The sequence below is a fragment of the Sphingobacterium sp. UBA865 genome, from assembly GCF_002295765.1.
GTDB classification, from domain to species: domain Bacteria; phylum Bacteroidota; class Bacteroidia; order Sphingobacteriales; family Sphingobacteriaceae; genus Sphingobacterium; species Sphingobacterium multivorum.
Window position 1 is genome coordinate 43,087 of sequence record NZ_DBGB01000029.1, and the last position, 17,579, is coordinate 60,665.

10 protein-coding genes are annotated in these 17,579 nt (G+C 41.4%); 7 read left to right on the forward strand and 3 right to left on the reverse strand.

Annotated features, from left to right (window positions below):
- Positions 1-55 precede the first annotated feature (55 nt).
- Complete coding sequence (locus B2O97_RS15735; RefSeq protein ID WP_236586115.1) at positions 56-3,238, forward strand: glycoside hydrolase family 2 TIM barrel-domain containing protein; 3,183 nt, start codon at positions 56-58, stop codon at positions 3,236-3,238.
- Between the two features lie 73 nt (positions 3,239-3,311).
- On the opposite strand, the gene B2O97_RS15740 is transcribed toward B2O97_RS15735, so the two are convergent.
- A complete protein-coding gene (locus B2O97_RS15740) occupies positions 3,312-7,364 on the reverse strand; it encodes a hybrid sensor histidine kinase/response regulator transcription factor (protein ID WP_201639644.1) in 4,053 nt (1,350 codons plus the stop codon).
- Between the two features lie 331 nt (positions 7,365-7,695).
- On the opposite strand from B2O97_RS15740, the gene B2O97_RS15745 reads away from it, so the two are divergent.
- The 3 genes from B2O97_RS15745 (at position 7,696) to B2O97_RS15755 (ending at position 11,458) form a co-directional block, all read left to right on the forward strand.
- Positions 7,696-8,811 (forward strand): glycoside hydrolase family 88 protein, encoded by a 1,116-nt coding sequence (locus B2O97_RS15745; RefSeq protein ID WP_201639643.1) that lies wholly within the window; start codon positions 7,696-7,698, stop codon positions 8,809-8,811.
- 13 nt (positions 8,812-8,824) lie between these two features.
- Positions 8,825-10,066: a DUF2264 domain-containing protein gene (locus tag B2O97_RS15750; RefSeq protein ID WP_201639642.1), complete on the forward strand. Its 1,242-nt coding sequence runs from the start codon at positions 8,825-8,827 to the stop codon at positions 10,064-10,066.
- A 69-nt stretch (positions 10,067-10,135) separates the two neighbouring features.
- Positions 10,136-11,458, forward strand: coding sequence for a BNR repeat-containing protein (locus B2O97_RS15755; protein ID WP_236586114.1), 1,323 nt, complete (start codon positions 10,136-10,138; stop codon positions 11,456-11,458).
- Between the two features lie 22 nt (positions 11,459-11,480).
- Here the strand turns inward: B2O97_RS15755 and B2O97_RS15760 are convergent, their stop codons facing one another.
- Complete coding sequence (locus B2O97_RS15760; RefSeq protein ID WP_201639641.1) at positions 11,481-11,855, reverse strand: ABC transporter permease; 375 nt, start codon at positions 11,853-11,855, stop codon at positions 11,481-11,483.
- A 405-nt stretch (positions 11,856-12,260) separates the two neighbouring features.
- On the opposite strand from B2O97_RS15760, the gene B2O97_RS15765 reads away from it, so the two are divergent.
- Together B2O97_RS15765 and B2O97_RS15770 are read left to right on the forward strand one after the other, a co-directional pair.
- Positions 12,261-12,707 carry a nuclear transport factor 2 family protein gene (locus tag B2O97_RS15765; protein ID WP_201639640.1) on the forward strand — a complete coding sequence of 149 codons (447 nt, stop codon included), beginning with the start codon at positions 12,261-12,263 and terminating at the stop codon, positions 12,705-12,707.
- A gap of 205 nt (positions 12,708-12,912) precedes the next feature.
- Entirely contained in the window at positions 12,913-13,281 is a 369-nt protein-coding gene (locus tag B2O97_RS15770; protein ID WP_146752988.1) for a hypothetical protein, read from the forward strand.
- Positions 13,282-13,321: 40 nt separating this feature from the next.
- Here B2O97_RS15770 and B2O97_RS15775 read toward each other — a convergent pair whose 3' ends face one another.
- Positions 13,322-14,185 (reverse strand): DUF6624 domain-containing protein, encoded by an 864-nt coding sequence (locus tag B2O97_RS15775; protein ID WP_201639639.1) that lies wholly within the window; start codon positions 14,183-14,185, stop codon positions 13,322-13,324.
- A 555-nt stretch (positions 14,186-14,740) separates the two neighbouring features.
- Here B2O97_RS15775 and B2O97_RS15780 point away from each other — a divergent pair.
- Positions 14,741-17,287 (forward strand): tetratricopeptide repeat protein, encoded by a 2,547-nt coding sequence (locus tag B2O97_RS15780; protein WP_201639638.1) that lies wholly within the window; start codon positions 14,741-14,743, stop codon positions 17,285-17,287.
- Positions 17,288-17,579: the final 292 nt, after the last annotated feature.

Below are 17,579 nucleotides of genomic sequence, written 5' to 3' on the forward strand. Positions count from 1 at the left end.
TGTGAAACAAACCACTCTTTTTTGAATTGATTTCTTAATCGCTAAATAATAAAACATGCAGTTTGTGAATAAATTGGTGCTTATTCTACTCTATAGTTTGATATTCAATTTTGGACATGCGCAGTCCAGTGTTACCTTGACACATGGATCGCGTAAAATGCAACAGCTAGATACTCTTGTCCGAAAAGGAATCCCTTGGTTGGATGAAACGATAACCGAAGAAAACCGGCTGCCCATGCATACCGATTTTGTGACCTTTCCGAATACGTCTCAGATCGTCAATAGCGATTGGCGTGAATCTTCCGCTTATTTAAGTTTGAATGGTCCCTGGAAATTTAAATGGGCAGATAGTCCGTCAAAATTACCGGCCAATTTTGAATCGTTGACTTATGATGATCATCTTTGGGCTAATTTTCAGGTGCCTGCAAACTGGGAACTCAATGGATACGGTTTCCCGATGTATACGACCTCCGGTTTTGAATTCACTTATTTGATCGGAAAACCAAATCCACCAATTGTGCCGATGGATTTCAACCCCACGGCTGTGTACCGCCGAGAGGTAGTCATTCCTGAGGATTGGCAGGGCAAACCTATTATCCTCCATATTGGGGCTGCCAAATCAAATCTATCTGTTTGGGTAAATGGTCAATATGTGGGGTATGGGGAGGATAGCAAATTACCTTCCGAGTTTGATGTAACAAGATATTTGAGAAAAGGAAAAAATCTAATCACAATGCGCGTCATGCGTTGGGGAGTTGCAAATTATTTGGAGGATCAGGACATGTGGCGCCTCAGTGGAATCACACGAGACTGTTATCTGCTGGCACGGCAACCGATATATCTACGTGATATTCAGTTGGCACCGACCCTCAACGATTCTTTTGATGAAGGACAGCTAAATACTAAGCTGATTTTTAACCAGAGCAGTCAAGATGAGTTAAGAGCAGAGGTTTCATTACATAGAAATGGTCGTCTTGTGTCAGTTAAAACTGTTAAAGTCTCGGGACAAGAGATGGATATTGCACAGACCATAGAGCGTCCTGCACTATGGTCGGCCGAAATGCCAAATTTATACCAGGTGACTGTTAAGCTAATAGACCACGAGGGTAAACTCAGCGAGGTCGTTCCCCAGCAAGTGGGCTTCCGTCGGGTTGAGATCAAAGAAGGTCAGTTGCACGTGAATGGACAGCCTATACTTATCAAGGGAATAAACAGGCACGAAACAGATCCTGTAACAGGGCATGTGATCTCCAAAGAAAATATGTTGCGTGATGTACAGCTCATGAAAAAGTTCAATATCAATGCTGTCCGTACCAGCCACTATCCCAATGCCGAATATTGGTTGCAACTCTGTGATCAATATGGATTGTATGTGATTGATGAGGCTAATATCGAATCTCATGGCATGGGCTATGATCTGTCTTATACGATGGCCAATAGGCCGACCTGGGAAAAGGCACATGTTGCCCGTGTTGAACGTCTTATTCAGCGCGACCGGAATCATCCCAGCGTAATTATTTGGAGCATGGGCAACGAAGCTGGAAATGGCTACAATTTCTATCGGGCCTACCTCCGGATGAAAGAGCTCGATAAAAGTCGCCCTGTACAATACGAAAGGGCTGTGAATAATTATGGGGAATTAAGATTTGATTGGAATACCGATCTGATTGTTCCCATGTATGCAAGCCCATCGGCGATGGAAAATTATGCAGCGCGCAATCCTAAGCCCCAAAGGCCCTTTATTCAATGTGAGTATGCCCATGCCATGGGAAATTCATTAGGAAATTTTAAGGATTATTGGGACATCATTCGGGCAAATAAAGGAATATTCCAAGGCGGATATATCTGGGATTTTGTGGACCAATGTTTTATTAAAATCAACGCTAAAGGCGATACGGTTTATACCTATGGTGGAGACTATGAGCCTAAGGAAGCCATAACGGACTGGAATTATGCTTCCAAAGGCATTTTTTATGCTAATAGGACACCCTATCCGCATGCCTGGGAAATGAAGAAAGTATATCAAGATATCCATAGCAGCCTAATGAAGGAGAAAAAGATACAGGTTTACAATGAACGTTTTTTTACCGGACTTGACAATGTTGAACTTCAATGGGAGCTTATTGTTGATGGAAAGAAAGCCCAATCTGGTTTAATCAGTCACTTGAATGTGTTGCCGCAACAATATGGTGTGCTGTCTATCCCTTATCAAACAGATGCACGTGGGGAGAAATTTCTGAATCTGACTTATCGATTGAAAAAAGCCGAACCCTTACTTCCTATGGGGCATATTATTGCAACCGAACAGTTGTCTTTAGGTGGTGTTTTTCAACCTAAGACAACCATTGTGGCACAGGGGAAAATCAAGACTGAGCGAAAAGATGGAAATCTGATTATCTCGGCAAAACAGCTGCAGATGGAGTTTGACCTTAAATCAGGATGGCTGACCAGATATCATTACAAAGGACGGGATTTAATGGATGAGCATGCTTTATTTAAGACTAATTATTGGCGTGCACCGAATGATAACGATTTCGGTGCAAATACACCTGAAAAACTGAAATCTTGGAAACAGGTTACGGATTCTATTGAATTACTTGAAATTAGATCCGAATTAATCGATAGCCTGGTCTATGTCTATGCGGCCTACAAAATGCCTCAGGTATATGGACAGTTAGCAATGAAATACTGCATTAATCAACGGGGTGAAATGCGCGTTTCTCAATCATTCACGGCTGACACCACAAAAAAGGTTGCTGTTCTGCCACGTTTCGGCATGCAATGGATCATGCCTGCTGGCTTTGAGGCCATTAATTACTACGGTAGGGGACCACAGGAGAATTACATCGACCGTAATTTTGCATCGCATGTCGGAATTTATAAACAGACCGTCGATCAACAGTATTTTCCTTATGTAATGCCACAGGAGACAGGTAATAAGACCGATGTCAGGTGGATGGAAATAAGAAATAAGCAAGGTGAGGGATTGTTTTTTACGGCAGATTCTACTTTCAGTATGAGCGCTTTGCATTATTTTGATAAGGATTTGGACGACGGTCCCAAGCGACAACAACGCCATGCCGCTGACCTTGTCAAAAGGAAACAAACGCAAGTTAATATTGACCTCAGACAAATGGGCGTAGGCGGAATCAATAGCTGGGGAGCATGGCCGCTTCACGAATATACATTGCCGTACAAAGATTATTCATTCTCCTTCGTTTTAAAACCAGTCGAATAATTATAGCGTCCTGTACAACAGAAAGAGCTCGTGATTGTTGTACAGGACTTATTTTACTTTTTAACAATTCAGACTAAGGCCGGTCTACATGGAATTCATTCTGAAATGCTTTTCGGTACTTTTTGACATAGTCGGATGGTGTATCGCCAAACAATTTGTTGAATTGTTGTCTAAAGTAGCGCTGATCGTAAAAACCTGTTAAGTTAGCTACTTCATTAATTTTCGAATCTGTCAAAATAAGCATTTCTGCTGCTTTTTTGAGTCGTACCGACCTGATAAATTCATTGATCGATTTGCCTGAAATTGTTTTAATTTTTTTATAAAGTGACGAATGACTCATCCCCGTTTTTTCGGCAAGGCTTATTACAGTCAATTCTTCCAGTAGGTTCTCTTCAATAATCTCAATGCACCGTTCTATGAATAGCTTGTCTGTGATCGATATCTTTAGCTCATTCGACTGTAATGTGATAGCGTTAAGGAAAAAGTCCTGAAGGTTCTTTTTGTTCTGCAGTAATGTCTTGACCCGAAGCAACAATATTTCCGAATCAAATGGCTTGTGGATATAATCATCGGCACCATATTGAATTCCGGCTAACTTCGTGCCGTCGGAAGTACTTGAAGTAAGCAGGATGATTTGAATATGGTTGAGCGTAGCATTAGATTTTACGGCTTTGCAGAGTGACAATCCATCCATCTCTTCCATGATAATATCACTTATGACCAGATCAGGTTGTTTTTCGTTGATCATAGCTAATGCCTGAACGCCATTACGGGCACCATAGACCGTATATTCTACCTTAAAAATGTCGGTAAGATAGCTGCGGATCGCATCGTCGTCGTCAACCAATAAGATACTGAATTTTTTGCTTGATATGGCCGTTGGAAATGTGGGAGCTGTTTCTGTCACCACTTGTGCATCGTATAGCATTTGAATCCCCGACTCGTTGCGGTGCGCTACATCTGCCAATGGTTCTTCGGCCGGCATTTGTTGTGCCACGATAGGCAAAACGAGGTCGAATGTTGTTCCCGCTGTTGTTGAACTCGTATAACTTATTTTTCCGGCGTGCATTTCAACAAAAGTTTTGACCAGATACATGCCGATCCCGAATCCCGTTTGTTTTTTGGGGCCAGTCAGTGGATCCGAAAAATATTTGTCGAATATTCTATCGCCAAGATGTTCGGGGATACCTTTTCCCGAATCCTTGATCTGAATGGTTAATTCCCTACCCTGTTGCGATAGAGCAATATGAATAGCGCCATCGGAAGGCGTAAATTTAAAGGCATTTGATATTAGATTGCATAAGATGATCTCAATTTTTTCTTTGTCGGCATTGACAAAGACCGGATCGGAATTTTCCTGGAACTGATAATTTATCTTTTGTAATTTTGCCTGGGCAGCGAAATATAGAAATATTTCTTTCATAAAGCTTTGACAGTCGAAAATGCTGGTTTTGAGCTGTTCGGCACCGTCCTCTGTTTTTCTAAATACAAGCAGCTGGTCCACCAAGCTCAAAAGCCTTTTGGCGTTCCTATGTACTACCTGAAGGGAAGCCCTGTCTTCAGACTCTTTATTGGTCTTCAGCAGATCTTTAATCGGATTAATAATTAGGGTCAGCGGTGTTCTAAATTCATGCGATATATTGGTAAAAAATGCGTGCCTCTTTTCATTGAGTTCTCTTTCCTTTTGGATGGTGAATTTTGAAAGCTGTATTTCATAATTTAAAGCGATTTGCCTCCTCCGATAGCGCAGATACCATAGCCCCGTATAGATCATAGCCAGCGTGTAAAGCAGGTAAGCCCACCAGCTTCTATACCAAGGCGGGAGAATTTGAATCTCGAGCTTAATCTGCTTATTTGTCCAATTGCCTTCCGAGTCGGTCGATTGAATAAGCAGGGTATAATTTCCTTCATGCAGGCCGTTGTAATTGATAGATCGGGTAGACCCGGCATCGTTCCATTGCTTGTCTAAACCTTCCAAGCGGTATCTATATTTTATCTTTTGTGGCGAATCAAACTCCAAGGCGGCAAACTCCAGCGAAAAAGTAGATTGATTGTAGGGAAGGGTCAATTTGTGAATAGTATTATCTTTTCCAATATCGACCCGGTCGCTCAGTTCGGCAATCTTTTTATTGTTAATTTTAAGACTTGTGATTGCTAAGGCAGGTTCATAAATTTTCAGTTTGATACTATCTGCATCAAAGATGTTAAAACCGTTGTTTCCTCCGAAAAGAAGATGGCCATCTTTGAGCTTAAATGCTGCTCCATAAGAAAACTCGTTGCTTTGAAGCCCATCCGTTTCTTCGTATCGTACAATTTTTTTAGTGGAAGGATCGAACTTCGAGAGGCCATTAAAGGTACTTAACCATAGTTTCCCGGTTTTATCTTCCAAAATATTAAGTACGGCATTGTTACTCAAACCTTCATTTGTGGAATAATTTTCGACAATCTTTTTTGATTTGCTATCAAATGCCAAGAGCCCTTTACCTTCTGTTCCTAACCAAAGTCTGTTATTTTTTCCGAGCCGAATGGCACGAACAGGTTTTCCGATTAAATACCTGGCGCTTTTTCGTGTCTTCTTGTTTAGCTGTATGATCTCATTGTAATTCCCCATCCAGATATTACCTTGTTTATCGTCAATCATGCAATTGATATCATAGATGTCTTCGCTGAAGACTTCAAATTGGTCGCTTGTCGGATTATATGTATATACTCTTCCCTCAGAAAATGTCGCTGCCCAGATCTTCTCATCCTGATCCTTAAAAAGTAATTGTACACTGTTATTTACGACCCCATTTGGCGTCCTGCAAACATAATATTTTAAAGCCGAACCTTTTGCATAACGCGCAATGCCCCTTTCGGTTGCGATCCATAGATCTCCGTTAGTTCCGGTCAAAAGATGGTTTATCGTATTGTCTGGCAATTGCTGTGGCCCTTTTTGAAAAGATTGAACCTGATTGGTCTTGTTATCCCATACATAAAGGCCATCACCTTCGGTACCAATCCAGATCTTGTTATCATACTCAACGAAAGAACGTACAAATTTGTGCGCTAAGTTAAATCCCGCATAATGTTTCTGCTGTAAATAATTAAATTTATAGCCATTGTTATCAATGGTCTCAATGCCGCCCTTTCCGGTGCCAATCCATATTTTACGCTGGGAGTCTATGTAAACCGTATAAATGGTTTTGCTATTCAGTGAAAATTGTACGGGCTGTAGAACATTTTTATTTGCTGCTTTTCCATGAGATAGGTTAAGTATAAAAATGCCATTGTTTTGGGTGGCTAACCAAAGTTTGTTTTGCCCCTCCAGCGTCAGCATGTTGATCTGGCTCGATTTAAGCTCCTGTGGATACAAGGACGAAAGCATATGGTCTTTGATTTTCCAAACAAATAGCCCCTCGTAATTACCAATAAAGAGTTCACCGCTGTTTGTGCTAGCCATACAGGTTGCACTCGTAATAGCCTTCGATACAAGATTCAACTGCTGAGTTTTTTTGTCGAAAGCATATAAACCGCGTCCCTCTATAAAAACCCATACCATGCCGGTCGCGTCAATGTGCGTGGCCGATACGTGGTAGTATAAGGTGGATAGGTTCGATTTATAATCTTTAAAAGCAATTTGTATGGCATATGCTTCTTGATGACTTTTGTAAAATAGCCCCCAGCCGTTTGTGCCGATATAAATATTATTATCACTATCGATTTGAATGGATTTCGTATCGGCATTGAGATGATATGACCGTTTTGATTTTTGGTCTATATAATTTAAACGCGTGAAAGTATCAAAATTTCGGTCGTAGACTCCAATTCCTTGACCAGTTCCTATCCATAATTTTTTATTATGGTCTTCTGCTATACAATAGATATAATTATGCGGAATGCTATTTTCGTTATTTAGCTGATTTCTGTAGGTTTTTATATCATAACCGTCGAATCTGTTTAGCCCGTCGTAGGTACCAAACCACATGAAGCCATGGCTATCCTGAAATATAGATTTCACCGAACTATTGGATAAATCTTTATTCATCTCCTTGGGGAATTGCGCGCGGGTCAGCGTGCTTGTGTGAACAAGGATGAGAACGAATATCAGGATCAAGGCCTGACGTGAATGTAGGAGTCTGTTCAAACTAGGCATGTTAGCAGCGATGTTAGTATGGTATTTCCGATATCAGATAATTTATCGATTCTTCCTTATCATAGGTTATTATCTTGAAAACAACTTTTGTGATCAGAAAAAGTCAATTTGAAGATTATATGGTTAAAGATACGATTGTTTTTTAAAATAAGTGTATATTGTACGTTTATTTAAGACGAACAGTTTTTACGAGTAAGATTTTGCTTCATAAAGCAAAAAGAGGACGGGATGAAAGTAATAAGTGTCTCTATTAAAATAGTGTACAAACCAATTTAAGCAGCTTATGTGCTAGTTTATCAAAAAATACGATACATCTAAATATATGCGGATCAATTTAATCTTATGTCTATTGTTTGTAGGACATTTTTCATTTGGACAGCAATTGAACAAAAAGACCGTACTAGCTCAGCTAAGTAAGGCAAACCAATACTGGCAGTCTCATCATAAGCCCGAAGTTTGGGCGTTTTGGGATCAGGCAGCTTATCATACCGGAAATATGGAATTCTATAAGATTTCAAAATCAGCAGGAGACTTAAAATATTCTACGGATTGGGCGATATACAATGATTGGAAAGGAGCCAAGTCTACCGATACGCAACTGTGGAAATACAACTATGGGGAAACAGACGAACACGTTCTTTTTGGTGATTGGCAAATCTGTTTCCAAACCTATATCGATCTCTATCATTTATCGCCAAGCCCTGAAAAGATTGCACGTGCTCAAGAAGTCATGGAATATCAGATCCACTCCAATAAACAGGACTATTGGTGGTGGGCCGATGGTTTGTATATGGTGATGCCGGTGATGACTAAAATGTACAAATTGACAGGGAATTCACTTTATCTGGATAAGATGTATACTTATTTGCAATATGCCGATAGTATCATGTTTGATCAGGAAGCGAAATTGTATTACCGTGATGCAAAATATGTTTTCCCCAAACACCAGAGCTTACACGGCAAAAAGGATTTTTGGGCCCGGGGCGATGGCTGGGTTTTCGCGGCATTTGCGAAGGTTCTTCAAGATCTACCTGAGGAGGATAAACATTATACCTACTATCAGGAGCGTTTTAAGGAAATGGCAGCCGCTATCATGAGTTGTCAACAGCAGGAGGGATTCTGGACTCGAAGCATGTTAGATTCCGAACATGCACCCGGCAGGGAAACAAGCGGAACCGCTTTTTTTACTTATGGACTGCTCTGGGGAATAAATAATGGATTGCTAAGCGATTTTAAATTTAAAGATGCTGCGGTTAAAGGCTGGAAATATCTTAGTGAGGTCGCTTTACAACCCGATGGCAGAGTTGGGTATGTACAACCGATCGGTGAAAAAGCTATCCCCGGACAGGTGGTGGGTACCAACTCTACAGCTCCTTTTGGTGTAGGTGCGTTTTTATTAGCCGGCTCGGAAATGTATCGTTATTTAGCTCAAAAATAGATTGGATTTGAAAATGAAAAATAAGATTTTATTGTTCTTGGTCATTTTTCTGACAGGCCATACTGCCCTTGGACAGGGCTTGAAGGAGAAACCTGTATCAGCAAAGGAGACGGATAGAGCTTTTTGGCTTAAAGAAATGGATCAGATGTTGCGTCCTGTCCTCCGCAGTCTGGCCCATGATAGCCTACGGTTAACTATGCCACAAATGACTTCTATACACGTGGATAATAAGGAACAGCGCATCAAAGTACAATATGTTGAAGTCTTGGGAAGGGTATTGTCAGGCATAGCGCCCTGGCTTTCTTTGGATGGCGGTTCGGCTGAAGAGATAAAGTTACGCGATCAGTATAGAGCATGGACTGTTCAAGCACTTAAAAATGCTTTGGACAGCAATGCGCGGGATTTTATGCGTTTTGATCTCGGTGGTCAACAACTTGTTGATGCCTCATTTATCGCTTTGGGATTTATGCGAAGTCCTTGGCTGTGGGATCATATCGACAAACAGACAAAAAAGAATTTGGTAGCATCCATAAAAATTACCCGCCAATTTCGGCCGGCTTATTCAAACTGGTTGCTCTTTTCAGCGATGAATGAAGTTTTTTTAGCGAAGTATTCGGATGATTGGGACGTGATGCGCGTTGATTATGCGCTGCAGCAATTGGAACAGTGGTATGTTGGCGATGGAATGTACATGGATGGTCCGCATTATGCGTTTGATTACTATAATAGTTATGTTATCCATCCCTTCCTGGCCGGAATTATGGATTTCATACAGCTGAAAACTAAAAACTATGATGGGATGTTTGCAAAAATCAAGCTCCGCAATGCGCGCTATGCCCTAATTCAGGAGCGGATGATCAATGCCGATGGCAGCTTCCCCCCGACGGGAAGGTCTGTAATCTATCGTGCGGCAGCTTTCCATCATCTCGCCGATATGGCTTTCAAGAAACGGCTCCCTGTGGAGCTTAGCGAAGGACAGGTGAAGGCTGCTCTGTCTGCGGTACTGAGAAAATCGACTGAAAACCCTAATACGTATGAAAAGGGCTGGTTGACATTGGGTATGTATGGTAATCAGCCGGGCTTGGGCGATCCGTACAATAATCAGGGGAGCCCCTATTTATGTTCAGTAATTTTTTTGCCTTTGGGATTACCCGACGGAGATTCTTTTTGGACAAGTGAAGCGAGCGACTGGAGTGCACGGCGTATCTGGTCAGGACAGGACTGGCATAAAGATCAGAGCAAAGCCATTCAATAACCCCAAATTCCGGTGATAAGACTCCTTTCAAAAGGACTTGGCGGAATCAGCAAATGTATAAAAAATTCAATGAAGCAATATCTAAATCAACTAATAAGAGTAGGGATGCTCGCTTGCGCGTGCCTCTTGTTTATTTACAATGCACAAGGGCAGAAAATTAAGAATACGCTTGTCGGAAATGGTTGGGCAAAGAACACGGTCAACACAACCGTATTTCGTAAAAATTCATTAACCAGCAATGGTAAATACCAATATATCGCTTATTATGACGAAGCTGGATATGTAGTTCTAGGTCAGCGGTTACTTTCTGGCAAGGTCTGGAAGTTGCGACGTTCGGGTTATACTGGGCATGTGAAGGATGCCCATAATGTGATCAGTATTATGGTGGATAAGGCAGGATATCTCCACGTTTGCTGGGATCAGCATGACAGCAAGTTGAGATATGCACGTACCCTTCACCCCAATAGTCTTGTGCTAGGTTATGAGCAAGCCATGCTGGGACAAAATGAATCAAAGGTGACCTATCCTGAATTCTTAAAGTTGCCCAGTGGTGAGTTGCTGTTTTTATATCGTGATGGCGGATCCGGTCATGGTAATCTTGTGGTTAATAGGTACGACAGTAAACAACAGAAGTGGGAGCGGATGCATAGCAATCTGATTGATGGCGAGGGGCGGAGAAATGCCTATTGGCAAAGTTATGTGGATCGTCGGGGAACGATACATCTTTCTTGGGTGTGGCGGGAAAGTACCAATGTGGAAAGCAATCATGATATGGCTTATGCATGTTCAAACGATGGCGGATTAACCTGGCAAAAGAGTAATGGCATGCGGTACGAGCTACCTATGAAAGAATCTACCGTTGAATACGCAGCCCGTATCCCACAACAGCACGAATTGATTAATCAAACCTCTATCGCTGCGGATGAAAAAGGGAATCCTTTTATCGCCAGTTACTGGCGTGACGCAGGATCAGAGATCCCACAATACAAGGTCATCTATTTACAAGAGGGTGAATGGAAGATCCGGTCTTTTGATTTTAGAAAAACACCCTTTACGCTGAGTGGTGGTGGAACAAAGGATATTCCAATTGCCAGGCCGCAGCTATTGGTTCGCGGAAAAGATCATAAAACAATGTTGACGCTGGTCTTTCGGGATCAAGAGCGCGGTTACCGACCTTCGATACTGAGGTTGAATGGGATGCAGCAAGAGGCTAATAATATTATTGATCTTTGTGATCAGTCTGTAGGAGCCTGGGAACCTACATATGATACCCAGTTGTGGCAAAAGAAACGTAAAATTGCTTTATTTGTGCAGCCTACAGTGCAAAAGGATGCTGAGGGTCTAGCTGATGCTCCCGCGACAGCCGTACGGGTAGTAGAATGGCGTGATTGAGGAAGAGGTTGTTTTCAAATTCTTACTCCACTTTTAAGCTGTCGACCGGATTAGCTTTTGCAGCGGCTATTGCTCTGGTACATAGGGTTAGAATAGCAATTACCAGTGCAATAATCCCTGCGAGAGCAAGTATCCACCAGCTGACCGAAATGCGATAAGCGAACTCTTGCAGCCACTGATTCATCAATAACCATCCGAGCGGCAGTGCAATCAACAGTGCTATACCGACCAGTTTAACCATATCAGAGCATAGTAGATAAACGAGGTTGCTTAATGTTGCGCCTAATGTTTTACGTATACCAATTTCCTTTATCCGCAATTGAATAGCGAATGTGATTACACCGAATAGCCCTAAACAGGCAATAACGATAGACAACAAGGCAAAAATTAAGAGCATTTGACCTTGCTTTATTGTATCGATGCTCGTAGCTTTTATCTACCTCTTATGGCTTCAGTTCATCTTTTTGCCAGCATTTAATATAGTGTACGCATGTGAACGATATTGTTTTAAACTGTTCGCACCCGTACATCTACTTTTTTTGAAAAAAGATACGAAATGTGCTTTAATAGGTCATCGGGGGCGTTATTGAACGCACAGGGACAGCTGGTATAGTATTTGGCACGGAGTTAATAAAATGGATCTTATGTTCTTAATGTATTTTGACGTTCACCTTTTGATCTCAGTCATTCACCGAGTTTTGTGGGGAACTAGTCTAAAATCTGTCGGTTAGAGCTCTAGTGAACCGTAGTTTTGAATTAAGAAATAAGAACAGAAAAACTTACACGACAAAATAAAGATATTATGAAAACGCTAGTAAAAACAATCGCAGCAGCAGCCTTAATCGCAATTTCAACATGTGCAATGGCAGCTGAGGGCCCAGGATCAAAAACAGCAAAAACAACTGTTAACTTGTCAACCGCAGACTTTGCTTTAGAGCACTATGTTGCTGTCATGGCTGAAGGAGAATCGGCTGGTGTAGAACAATTGTTTGCTGAAGATTTTAATCAAAAGGTTCAAACAGCAAAGTTGAAGTCAAATAGACGTAGTGAAGTGGTAAAATCATTGAAAAAACAAAAAGGTGAGAAACTAAACTGTAGGGTAAGTACGGAGATACTTGAAACATCAGCCGATTATATGGTGGCCAGGATGACCTTGAAATTTGAAGATTTCACCAAGACCGATCTAGTAACCTTTGTCCGTGAAGGAAATGACTGGAAAGTGTCCAAATCGATCAATTCGTATAAATAGTAGCTCATAATTTGAGGCCAGCTCAGTCATAGCAAAAGCCGAGCTCTAGTGAATCACATGTTTATAAATTTAGTTTAGAAGCCACATCCTGCGATGTGGCTTTTTGTATGATCACAGATTTTTATGATTGTAAATTTGTTCTTTTAAGTTTTAACTCTAAATTTAATCGTAAATCCAAAGAACAATAATATCTTTATTTAAAGGAATGAAGAAAACTAGAAGTTGGCCATTCTTACTTATCTTGTTTTTAATAGCTACAGCTATTATTTATTCAAGATTGATTACGCATTCGATGGTATTAGGGAAATATGACTTCAAATATCACGAATGCTTTGCAGGTGCAGAGCTGCCGGATAGAGATGATGAGCTAACCTTGTTGGATAACAATAAATATCGAAGTTCTTTTTTTGGCAATGGAGAATACCATGTAGCATACGGCGTATTTGATACGCGATTGGTTTTGCGTTATTCTGGAGGTACTGCTTCGTGTGAATTAGTCATAAAAAAACGGGGAAATAGTATTGTCATTGTTGTAGATGATACCTGCGATTTTTTTTATGAAAAGGCAGATTAAATCAAGGTGATGTTTTTTTTGGCTGAATTGAAATTATCACTTAGTTTTTATAATCCACAGGTAATTCATACCCTCTTTGGTTCCTTAAAAGACTTAGCGGTGGTAGCCCAATTTCTTTTCTTCGTACATCTACCTCATCAATGTTCTCAATCGGTGTAACAATTCTTTTGTTTTGTTTACCCATTTCCCAGTATGATCCATAAATCTGTTTTTGACGGATTATGGCCCGGTGTCTATCGATAACTAAAGCCATGTTGAAAGGTGGATACTTGAGGTCTATAACCGCTTTTTTCATCAATGGTGTCAAAATTTCAATATTTTTGGCATCCTCAATCCCATTGTTTAAAGTATGTAATAATAATATAAAGATAGCGTTTACGCCATCCATGCCAACAGTTTCAAGATTTGGAAACTCTGTTCTCGCTATAATCTCCTTTATCACGGCCATATTAGCCGTGTCACTAGCGAAAATAAGAGAATCAGCTTTTTTGTATTCAATAACTCCCAATAAGGAACGCAATGCCTGATCCTTTTCCAACATATTAAGTAAAGTTGTGCGGTCCTCCAAATGAGCTATTTTGCTTAGATGTTTTTGACGAAGTGAATCGTAGGTTTTTCTCCAATTGGTATGATGTTTTAAAAAACTATTTACATTACTGTCAACCTCTAACATCCCTAAAGAAGCACCGTTTAAAATAGATTGCTTTAAATATTTTTCCGCTGTTTTACTGTCTTTTACTTTTAGTGCTAATTTTACCAATTCTATATCAATAAACGGATCTATATCACTAATCTTGACCATTTTTCGATATAACAAATAAGCTTCAGGTGTCTTCTTTTCAAAAATTAAACTATCTGCGGTATTCTTTAAATAAAAATAAGAACTGCTTTTTTGAGCTTTCACGTGGCAGGAAATGAAAATTAGGAAGAGAATAAGAAATGGCTTAAACATATGTTTATATTTATATACCTAAATATATTATATTGTCATTAATAATAAGAATATGTTTTTTTATTTATCCTATTGGAAAAATAAGCACCTATTGAAATGGCCCTATTAAACACTCGCTTTTTTACTGATTTTTTCCCTGCCTCAGAACTTTATTCCGATCAAAGAACTATTTTTTAGAAGTAGAAAAAATGTACATCTAGGCCAAGATGCGGGCAGTATTGGCCGTTGAGGTCGCCCATGCGATTATCTCTTGGATTTATAGAAAGTGGCTTCATTATTGTAATCAACTCGGTTGCCGAGGACGCATTGGGAATAGCTTATGTTATTCTAAATCGTAAAAATCAAACAACGGTAAGGTAAAAATTAGCTAATGCGGCTGTTTTCAGGCTGATAATTTACTGAATGTGGCTAGAATTCTTTAGTTTTGGCTATTTGTTTAGATAAATATTGCACTACAGCCTCCTTGGCGTAAGAACGTTTGGAAAAACTCAGAAATACGGACGAACAATGATATTGAAAGAAAGAATGAGCTACAACTATCTTAAATACCTTTTTACAGGAACGCTTTCGGCTTTACTGCTTACAGGCTATGCGCAGGAAGTGGGGAAACAGCAGAAAGATAAGAAAGAGAAACCACAACAGCAAAGTGTGCGAAGTGGCGCCGGTGAGGTTCAAACCATGGATTCCATTGATGTCGTACGTGATTACCGGCCCATGCTGGCTGATGCCGTTAAGGTGCGCCGCAGCCCGGATATGACGCTTATCAACCGTGATGCTATTGAGACCGAACTGCGCCAGATTGCCACTGCCACTTATTTAGCACAGCAAAAATATAAACAGGCCTATTACCACGAATTGATGCAACGGCATCCAGACGCTTCACAAAGCAATGTCGATAATTATCGCATCAGCTACCTAGCTTACGGTGCCGGCGAATACAAAAGGGCGAGCGGTATGTTGGAGGCCATAAAACCTTCGGATGCCTTTTATCAGGGGGCGATCATGACCTTAGGTCATATCGCATTGGAGACGGGCGACAAGCAAGCTGCACGAAATGCTTTTGTCAAAGCTACAAAGCTGGATTTGGACCGGCAAGTGAAGGCCGATGCGCTATTTAACTATGCTAAAATCTTGTTTGCAATGGACTCCACCCAGGCTGCGCAAAAAGTCCTCGAGAAATATATCGCCCAGGAAGTGAAACCTGTCGATCCGGGTTCAAAAAGAAAGGAAAGTGCGGAAACACTATCCGCTGAAATTCTACGGGGGACGACCAATTTCCATGCTGGTGTCAGTATGCTGGAATCGTTAAAAGAGCGCGGTCGGGAAGTCAATGCGATCTATCAAAAGGTAACCTACTACCGCGGATTGGAGTTTTATAATGAGCGTGCTTTCGAAAATAGCATATCTATGTTTATGCGATCAGAAAAGTTTCCGGTCAATGCTGAAATGGCGGCTCTTGCGACCTATTGGAAAGCAGAAGCCATGTATGAAGTGCGCAAATTTGGTGAAGCTGTAGAAAACTTCTCCGAGTTTCTAAGCCTGCCCGTCGCTCGGAATACTGATGTCTATAATTATGCAAATTACGGGCTGGCGTATGCGGCATACCGAAATAACCGTTTTGAGTTGGCGGCCAAATATTTTGAACGCTTTCTGACTGCCGGAGGAAATACCGTGGATCAAAATATTCGGTATGATGTTATTGCACGTCTAGGTGATTCGTATTTGTGTCTGCGCGATTATGGTCGGGCAAACAAGTACTACGACCAGCTGATTAATAGCAAAGCGCCAAACCAGGATTATGCCTTCTTCCAGCGTGGTATTTTATTTGGTCTACAAGGCGACAATGAAACCAAGCTCAGTACGCTGCGGTCCGTACTGAAACAATTTCCATCTTCGAACTATGCAGATGATGCTGCCTTTGAAATTCCCTACACTTATTTCACGATGGGTGATTATGGCCGCGCTATCGAAGGGCTGCAAGCAATGGTCGAAAAGTACCCCCGTAGCAGTTATATTCCCCGCGCCTTAATGACCATAGGGCTCGTGCAGTACAATAACGATGAGCCCGAAGCGGCGAAAGCGACTTTCGAGAAGGTGGTGGAGAAGTATACCCGAACTGCTGAGGCAGAGCAGGCCATGCGTTTCATTGAAAACATCTACCTCGATCAGGGGGATGCTTCAAGCTATATCCGTTATGCCGTGGGTACCAATGTCAGTAATCTGAGTCCTGCGGAATTGGATAATATGGCTTTTCAGGCCGCACAGTCTCTATTCGCCAGGGGAGAATACGGAGCCGCTGTGGAGGCGATCAATGCTTATTTCGATAAATTTCCAAAACCCAAACAAGAAAAATTCGCCCGTTACATCCGTGGGGTGAGTTCGTACCGTACGGGGCATCCACAGGAAGCACTGCATGATCTGAATATCATCCTGAACGACTGGACGAGCAAGTATTCAGAGAATACCTTGCTGACGGTGGCTGCGCTGTACCTGGACCTCAAGGAATACAACGAGGCCATTGTACACCTCAAAAAATTGGAGCTCAACGAAGAATATAAAAAGAACTATGGCTACGCAGTAACGAACCTGATGGTGTGTTACTTCGAACTCGGCGATATGGAGCAAATGGCCAAGTACGTAAGCCTGATCAAGAATTACAAGGACGCAACCGAGGAAGAAATTGCGAAAGCGCACCTATACAGTGGAAAAGCCTTGCTAAAAGAAAAGAATGTAGCGGCTGCCATGAAAGAATTTAACCTGGCCGCGTTGAAGAGCCAGTCGGCAGTCGGAGCAGAGGCGCGCTATCGCGTGGCACTAATGCAGTATGATAACAAAGAATATGATAAGGCGCTGGAAACAGCCTTTGATGTGATCAACAATCGGGAAGCACAAGAATACTGGGTTGCCAAGAGCTTCCTATTGCTTGCTGATGCCTATGCGCGCAAAGGCAATACCTTCCAGGCGAAGAGTACCTTGAAAAGTGTGATTGACAATTATGATAAAAACGATGATATTGTGCCCGCGGCGAAAGAGCGCTTACAGAAACTGAAGTAACACGTTGTAGATTTGTCCGTAAGACAGATTTGAGGATGTTTGTCCATTTATACCGAATAGCAATGGCCTTGTAGCACTTGCCGTTTGGAAAAGCCCGATTGTTCTCGGGCTTTTTTATGTTTGTTATTCCTTCCTTCTCATTCCTTTTTTGCTTCTGTAAATGCCGTGTTTGCGTAACTGATACGGTCTCTATTTAACGCTTTATCCATTGTACCGATGCGGACAATACGTTTGTAAACTGTTCGCAAGCGCACATTTATTTTTTAAAAGAAGATTAATAAAAGGCCATTTT

What these genes read in the sequence shown, in the direction of transcription:
- B2O97_RS15750 (WP_201639642.1), top strand. Translation starts at nt 8,825, where the DNA reads ATGAAAAATAAGATTTTATTGTTCTTGGTCATTTTTCTGACAGGCCAT.
- B2O97_RS15755 (WP_236586114.1), top strand. Translation starts at nt 10,136, where the DNA reads ATGAAGCAATATCTAAATCAACTAATAAGAGTAGGGATGCTCGCTTGC.
- B2O97_RS15735 (WP_236586115.1), top strand. Translation starts at nt 56, where the DNA reads ATGCAGTTTGTGAATAAATTGGTGCTTATTCTACTCTATAGTTTGATA.
- B2O97_RS15745 (WP_201639643.1), top strand. Translation starts at nt 7,696, where the DNA reads ATGCGGATCAATTTAATCTTATGTCTATTGTTTGTAGGACATTTTTCA.
- B2O97_RS15780 (WP_201639638.1), top strand. Translation starts at nt 14,741, where the DNA reads ATGATATTGAAAGAAAGAATGAGCTACAACTATCTTAAATACCTTTTT.
- B2O97_RS15765 (WP_201639640.1), top strand. Translation starts at nt 12,261, where the DNA reads ATGAAAACGCTAGTAAAAACAATCGCAGCAGCAGCCTTAATCGCAATT.
- B2O97_RS15760 (WP_201639641.1), bottom strand. Translation starts at nt 11,855, where the DNA reads ATGCTCTTAATTTTTGCCTTGTTGTCTATCGTTATTGCCTGTTTAGGG.
- B2O97_RS15770 (WP_146752988.1), top strand. Translation starts at nt 12,913, where the DNA reads ATGAAGAAAACTAGAAGTTGGCCATTCTTACTTATCTTGTTTTTAATA.